Raw genomic sequence first — 7,216 nt, 5'->3', positions numbered from 1 at the left:
GGTGTGCAGGCGTTCGCAATGGGCCAGCCAGTCTTCGAGGGTGCGGGGCGTGGGAGACATGGATGAGCTCAAGTTGGGGCAAGGCAAGAGGTGGGGACGCGCCTCGCGCCCTCAAGGTGGGCAACGGGCGATCGTGAACCGCCCACCGCCGCCGACAAAACGCAAAACGGGCTGCTCAGCGCAGCCCGCTCTCGACGCGCCAAACAGCGCGCAACAGGCCTTCAGCCAGCGACGGCGTCGGCCGGTTGGCGCATCAGGATGGCCAGCTGGCGCGCGATGTTGCGGCGCAACTCGCGGCGGTCCATGATCATGTCGACCGCGCCCTTTTGCAGCAGGAACTCCGAACGCTGGAAGCCTTCGGGCAGCACTTCGCGCACGGTGTTCTCGATCACGCGGGGGCCGGCAAAGCCGATCAGGGCCTTGGGCTCGGCGATGACGACGTCGCCCATGAAGGCAAACGAGGCCGAGACGCCACCCATGGTCGGGTCGGTCAGCACGCTGATGTAGGGCAACTTGGCCTTGGCCAGGCGCGTGAGGGCCGCGTTGGTCTTGGCCATCTGCATCAGGCTGAGCAGGCCTTCCTGCATGCGCGCGCCGCCGGTGGCGGTGAACGAAATGAACGCGGTCTTCTGGTCGACGGCGGTTTCAACGCCACGCACGAAGCGCTCGCCCACCACCGAGCCCATCGAGCCGCCCATGAAGTCGAACTCGAAGCAGGCCGCGACCACCGGGATGCTGCACACCGAGCCGCCCAGCACGATCAGGGCATCGGTCTCGCCGGTGGCCTCCATGCCTTGCTTGAGGCGATCGGGGTACTTCTTGTTGTCCTTGAACTTCAGGGCGTCGACCGGCAGCACTTCCTGACCGATCTCGTAGCGCCCTTCGGCGTCGAGGAAGGCATCCAGGCGGGCGCGCGCACCGATGCGGTGGTGGTGGCCGCACTTCGGGCAGACGTTGACGTTGGCCTCGAGGTCGTTCTTGTAAAGGACGGTCTCGCAGGAGGGGCACTTCACCCACAGGCCTTCCGGCACCGAGCGGCGTTCGGCCGGGTCGGTCGGTTGGATCTTGGGGGGCAGGAGTTTCTCGAGCCAGCTCATGGTCATCCTTTCAGGGAATCGAGTGCAGCGCGGATTTCGGCAATGAAGCCGCAGGCCGCTGCCGCCACGGTTTCGGGCGACTGCGTTTCCAGCAGTTGCACCAGGCGCGAACCGATCACGACGGCATCGGACACCGCGGCGACAGCCTTGGCCGTCTCGGCGTCGCGGATGCCGAAGCCCACGCCCACGGGCACGCTGACGTGCGCCTTGATGCGCGGGACCATGTCGGCCACGGCGGAAGTATCGAGGTGCCCCGCCCCCGTCACGCCCTTGAGCGAGACGTAGTAGACGTAGCCGGCGGCGATGCGGCCGACGTCGGCCATTCGCTGCTCGGTGGAAGTGGGGGCCAGCAGGAAGATGGGCGCCAGGCCTGCGGCCTTCAGGCGTGCGGCGAACTCTTCGCACTCTTCGGGCGGGTAGTCAACCACCAGCACGCCGTCAACACCTGCTGCTTTGGCGTCGCGCACGAAGCTGCCCGCACCATGCCGCAGGTCGTGGTTCTCGATGGGGTTGGCGTAGCCCATCAACACGACCGGCGTGGTGGCGTTCTTGGCGCGAAACGCGCGCACGTCATCGAGCACGTGGTTGAGCGAAATGCCATGGCTCAGCGCGCGCTCGGCCGCCTTCTGGATGACGGGGCCATCGGCCATCGGGTCGGAGAACGGCACACCGAGCTCGATGACGTCGGCACCGGCTTCGGCCATCGCCAGCATGATCTCGACCGTCTTGGCCGGGTACGGATCGCCGCAAGTGACGTAGGGGATCAGGGCCTTGCGCCCCTGCTCCTTGAGCGTGGCGAAGGTCTGATCCAGACGGGTGATGGTGTGGGTGGCAGCGCTCATCATGCGCCCCCTTTCACCGACAGGCCTCGGCAGGACGGGCGGCAATAGAACTCGGCACCAGTCAGGTCGGCCACGGTGCCGATGTCCTTGTCGCCACGGCCGGAGAGGTTGACCAGCACGTGCTGATCTGGACGCATGGTGGCGGCCAGCTTCATCGCGTGGGCAACAGCGTGGCTCGACTCCAGCGCAGGAATGATGCCTTCGGTGCGGCACAGGCGGTGGAAAGCTTCCAGCGCTTCCTTGTCGGTGATGCCGACGTACTCCGCGCGACCGATGTCCTTGAGGTAAGCGTGCTCCGGACCCACACCAGGATAGTCCAGGCCAGCAGAGACGGAATGCGTCTCGGTGATTTGCCCATTTTCGTCTTGCAGCAGGTAGGTGCGGTTGCCATGCAGCACACCCGGCACGCCCTTTTGCAGCGACATCGAGTGCTTGCCGCTTTCGTAGCCTTCACCCGCCGCTTCGACACCGATCAGGCGCACCTGCTCGTGCGGGATGTAGGGGTAGAAGATGCCCATGGCGTTGGAGCCACCACCCACGCAGGCGATCACGGCATCAGGCTGGCGGCCGATCTGCTCGGGCATCTGCTTGAGGCACTCTTCGCCGATGACGCTCTGGAAGTCTCGCACCATGGCGGGGTACGGGTGCGGGCCGGCCACCGTGCCGATGATGTAGAAGGTGTTCTCGACGTTGGTCACCCAGTCGCGCATGGCTTCGTTGAGCGCATCCTTCAGGGTCTTGCTGCCGGATTCGACCGGCACGACCTTGGCGCCCAGCAGGTGCATGCGGTAGACGTTGGGCGACTGGCGCTTGACGTCTTCGGCGCCCATGTAGACCACGCACTCCATGCCGTAGCGCGCGCAGATGGTGGCCGTGGCCACGCCGTGCTGGCCGGCACCGGTCTCGGCGATCACCCGGGGCTTGCCCATTCGCTTGGCCAGCAAAGCCTGGCCGATGGTGTTGTTGACCTTGTGCGCGCCGGTGTGGTTCAAGTCTTCGCGCTTGAAGTGGATCTGTGCGCCGCCGACTTCACGGCTGAGGCGGTCAGCGTGGTAGACGGGGCTGGGGCGGCCCACGAAGTGCGCGAGTTCGCGGCGGAACTCGGCCTTGAAAGCCTCGTCATGGCGGTAATGCTCGTAGGCATCCTTGAGCTGTTCGAGCGCATGAATGAGCGTCTCGGAGACAAAAGTGCCGCCGTAGGGGCCGAAGTGCCCGCGGGCGTCAGGCTGGTTGTAGGTCAACATGTCAGGTCAGGGTGTGAGGGCTGCACGTCATGCAGCCGTCGCAAAACGGGGGGCCACCAAGCTTCGGTCAGCATCGCGAACTGCCTGGCAGAAATCGATCATCCTGGCGGCGTCCTTGATGCCTTTGGCCGCCTCAACGCCGGAACTCACGTCCACGGCCCAGGGGCGCACGCGGCGGATGCCTTCGGCCACGTTGCCAGCGTGCAGCCCGCCGGAAAGGATCAGGTTGCGCGCCAGCGACGCGGGCAAGTCGGCCAGCAAGGACCAATCGAACACCTGCCCGCCTCCACCGTAGCCGTCCACATGGGCATCCACGAGCAAGGCCTGGGCAGCATCAAATTGCCGGGCGAAGTTTAACAAATCGAAACCGGGGGCCATTCGGGCCGCCCGGATGAACGGGCGAGCAGACTCGACGCATTGCGCGGGCAACTCATCGCCGTGGAACTGCAGCAAAGCCTGTGGCACCGCCTGGATGGCCTGCGACACCACCGTGGCATCGGCGTTGACGAGCAGCACCACGGGCGTCACAAAGGGCGGCAAACGCCTCGCCAACTCGCCTGCGCGGGCGGCGCTGACATGCCGAGGGCTCTTGTCGTAGAGGACGAAGCCAATCGCGTCTGCACCGGCTTCGACCGCGGCGTCGACGTCGGCCTCGCGGGTGAGGCCGCAAACCTTGATGCGCGTGCGATGGGAAATCTGAGGGGACATCCAGGAGCCGGAACGTCTGCGTCCCGTGGCGGTGTCGATGCCCGCATTGTCTCAAAAAACGCGCCTCGAAGCCGGCAAGCCCCTTGGCCCAACTTTCGCCAGACAAAAAGCCCGCAGTGCACTTGCCTCAGGAACAGTTGACTCAGGAAGGCAGCCAATCCATGCCCGGGACCTGCTCGGGCAGGGCAAAGGCCGGGGCATAACGCGGCCCCAGAAAATACAGGCCATCGGGCGAGAAGGTCGGGGCAGCCACCTTGCGGTCACGGGCCTCGCGCACGTCCCGCACCCAGTCTGGCCGCTGCACGCCCGTGCCAACCATGATCAGGCAACCCATGATGTTGCGGATCATGTGGTGCAGGAAGGCCTGCCCCTCGAAATCGAAGCGCCAATAGGCCGTCGGCGCACCAGGCGGACCACACCGCCGGATGCGGATTTCCCGCAGCGTCTTGACCGGCGTGGGTGACTGGCACATGGACGAGCGGAAGGAGCTGAAGTCGTGCTCACCCAGCAGATGGGCCGCAGCGCGCTCCATCGCGGCTTGATCCAGGGGACGGAACACCCACCCCACCCTGCCCGACTCCAGCGCCGGCCGCACAGCCGATTCCAGCAGCACGTAGACGTATCGCCGCCCGATGGCGCTGTTGCGAGCATGAAAGTTCGCAGGCACCTCAGCCGCCCATTGCACCGAAATGTCAGGCGGCAGGAAGGTGTTGGTGCCCCTGACCCAGGAAAAGGGTTCGCGGTGCAGGTCGGTGTCGAGGTGCACGACCTGGTTGATGCCATGCACCCCAGCGTCCGTTCGACCTGCGCAGAGCACCTTCAGCGGCCGCACCGCAAAGGCCTTCAACGCAGACTCCAGCACGTCTTGCACCGTGCCACCACCCGGCTGGCTTTGCCAACCCTTGTAGGCGGTGCCGACGTATGAAACGCCGAGGGCGATCCGTCGGATCGCCCTCTCGGGTTGGGCGGCAAGGGATGCCCCTTCGCCGCCCTCATCCAGCGATGCCATGGTCAGGACATCACGACAGGCTGTCCAGCATGGACTGGGCACGGGCCTTCAAGCCAGCGTCCTGGGCCTGCTCGACCACTTCCTGCAGCAGCTCGCGGGCACCATCGGCGTCCCCGATCTGGCGGAACTCGTCGGCCAGCTCCAGCTTGCGAGCCATGGGATCGGCAGACATGTCCGCCATCGAATCCGGCTCGGCAGCCGGTTCAGCGGTGGCTGGCTCATCGAGGTCCAGGCTGATGTCACCCAAATCGAAAGCAGGTGCGGGAGCCGCAACGGCAGGCACCTCGATGCCGAAATCAAGGCCTTCGGAATCGGCGGGCTGCGTCGGGACTGGCTCCAGGCTCGGCAGGTCAACGCCGAACTCCAGCGGGGCATCGGCAGCGGCCGGTGCCGGTGCAGGCGCCGGGGCAACCGGCAGGTCCGCGCCAAACTCGGGCAACTCCAGAGGAGGCAGGTCACCAGCGGCCGTGACCGGCGGAGCAACGGAGTCCTTCACCTCGTCCAGGGGCGTCGGCGAAGAGATGTCGAGGTCCAGGTCAACGCCATCGTCCGCAGCCGCCAGGTTTTCCGGCACGGCGGGGGCAACGCTGTCCAGGATGCTGGGCGCAGGCATCACCGAGTGAGGGATGGTGCTGGCACCCAGGCCATCCGCAGGCTGCTCAACGCTCAAGGGCGCTTCTGCCGGCTGGCCACCGGGCTGGTACAGCGGGTTCTCTGGGTCGATGCCCAAGCCGAGTTCCTGAACATGCGCCCAGTCTTCACCCTCACCTTGCGTCAGGCTGTAGAGCTGCGCGGCGAGTTGCTCGAAGCCCTTGGTGTCACGGCGCTTGGCATAAACTTCGAGCAGCTTGGTGCGAATGGCCAGACGTTCGGGGGTGCTGCGCAGCGCTTCCTTGAGGATTTCCTCGGCCTGCAGGTCACGGCCGTAGGCCAGGTACACATCGGCCTCGGCCACCGGGTCAACGTCACCGATGGCGTCGAGCTGGCTGAGCGAGTAGCTCATGGACGAGGGGCCGCCGGTGGCGTCTCGGGTGTCCACGCGCTGGCCACCGCTGGCGCCAAAGAAGGAGTCTGGCTGCAGGCGGCTTTCCAGGAACGAGGTTTCACCGGTTTCAGCGCGGCGGCGCGAGCGCAGGAACATCAAGCCACCCGCCAGCAGCGCGACCGCTGCACCACCTGCGGCCACGGCCATCAGGTTGATGGACTCGAGGAAGCCAGGCTCTTGCGGGACTGGCGCAGGAGGCGGCGTGGGCACGCTGACTGGAGCCGGCACGGCCGGCACGACCGCCGAGGCGGCAGAAGCCACCTCGGATGCGGCGTCGGCCACGATGGTGACAGAGCCATCGACCGCCGATGCGGCGCTGGCCGGCAGCTCGATCGGGGCCGAAGCCACCTCGGCCTTCGAAGGCGCCGGGGCGGGGACGGCAGGAGGTGTGGGAGCAGAAGCCGGAGCGGGTGCGGGTGCAGGCACCACCTTGGCAGCAACGGGCGCCGGCGCGGGGGCAGGCGCGGGAGCAGGAGCCGGTGCGGTCTTGCCTGGGGCGGGAGCCGAAGCCTGAGCCGCCTTCTCGCGCAGCTTGCGCAACTCGTCGAGGTTCTTCGACAACTCGGCCACGCGGGCGCTGGAGTCTTCCTTGGCGCGGGCCTTGGCGACACGGTCTTCGGCGGCGGTGCCACTGCTCACGCCACCCTTGCTGAGGGTGAGCTTGTCAGGCGCCGGAGCGGCCGACTGCTTGCGGTCCTTGACCTCTGCTTCAACCTTGCCGGTGGCTTGGCGTTCCGGTTGCTCGACCGGCGTGGGAGCCACCGTGCCAGCCAGGCGTTGGCGGTAGGCCGAGAAGTCGGCGCTTTGAGCCTGGATGATGCGGCGCGCTTCGGGCTGCGGCACCTTCTGAGCCTCTTCGGCCGAGGGCACGTTGAGCACGACGCCCGCCTTCAGGCGGTTCATGTTGTTGCCCTGGAAGGCCTGCGGGTTGCTGCGATACAGGCCGACCAGCATCTGATCCAGCGACACGCCCTCGGTGGCGTTGCGCTGAGCGATGGCAGACAGCGAGTCGCCAGCGCGCACCCGAACCGTGCGCGCGTCATCTGCGGTCGAGGGCTGGGAAGCCGTCGAAGCGGCCGGACGCACAGCAGGCGCCGGGGCAGGAGCGGGAGCAGGTGCCGCAGGCTCAGCCTGGCTGGCTGCAGCAGCTGGCTTGACAGCCTTGCGGGGCTTGCTCTCAACCGGCGCAGGTGCTGGAGCGGGGGCTGCAGCGGGTGCAGGTGCCGGAGAAGGCGCAGCAGCGCGAGATGGCGCAGGCGCTGGCGTCGGGG

At 66.9% G+C, this 7,216-nt stretch carries 6 protein-coding genes; all 6 read right to left on the bottom strand.

Features of this window, described 5'->3' with window-relative positions:
• Positions 1–221: 221 nt before the first annotated feature.
• The gene (gene accD, locus B2W70_RS06015) at positions 222–1,097 is read right to left on the bottom strand and encodes an acetyl-CoA carboxylase, carboxyltransferase subunit beta (protein ID WP_286743812.1); all 876 of its coding nucleotides are present in this window, start codon (positions 1,095–1,097) and stop codon (positions 222–224) included.
• Between the two features lie 2 nt (positions 1,098–1,099).
• Positions 1,100–1,918, bottom strand: a complete 819-nt coding sequence (trpA, locus tag B2W70_RS06010) for a tryptophan synthase subunit alpha (RefSeq protein WP_286743818.1) — start codon at positions 1,916–1,918, stop codon at positions 1,100–1,102.
• Positions 1,919–1,938: 20 nt separating this feature from the next.
• Positions 1,939–3,183 (bottom strand): tryptophan synthase subunit beta, encoded by a 1,245-nt coding sequence (gene trpB, locus B2W70_RS06005; RefSeq protein WP_286743810.1) that lies wholly within the window; start codon positions 3,181–3,183, stop codon positions 1,939–1,941.
• Between the two features lie 27 nt (positions 3,184–3,210).
• Positions 3,211–3,891 carry a phosphoribosylanthranilate isomerase gene (locus B2W70_RS06000; RefSeq protein WP_286743808.1) on the bottom strand — a complete coding sequence of 227 codons (681 nt, stop codon included), beginning with the start codon at positions 3,889–3,891 and terminating at the stop codon, positions 3,211–3,213.
• A 142-nt stretch (positions 3,892–4,033) separates the two neighbouring features.
• Entirely contained in the window at positions 4,034–4,900 is an 867-nt protein-coding gene (gene truA, locus B2W70_RS05995; RefSeq protein WP_286743806.1) for a tRNA pseudouridine(38-40) synthase TruA, read from the bottom strand.
• Between the two features lie 10 nt (positions 4,901–4,910).
• Positions 4,911–7,031 carry a FimV/HubP family polar landmark protein gene (locus B2W70_RS05990; protein ID WP_286743804.1) on the bottom strand — a complete coding sequence of 707 codons (2,121 nt, stop codon included), beginning with the start codon at positions 7,029–7,031 and terminating at the stop codon, positions 4,911–4,913.
• Positions 7,032–7,216: the final 185 nt, after the last annotated feature.

It is taken from the genome of Aquabacterium sp. UBA2148, assembly GCF_002328915.1.
Lineage (GTDB): Bacteria > Pseudomonadota > Gammaproteobacteria > Burkholderiales > Burkholderiaceae_C > Aquabacterium > Aquabacterium parvum.
The sequence above is the reverse complement of the archived record's forward strand: the minus strand, read 5'-3'. Positions and strand labels throughout refer to the sequence as shown.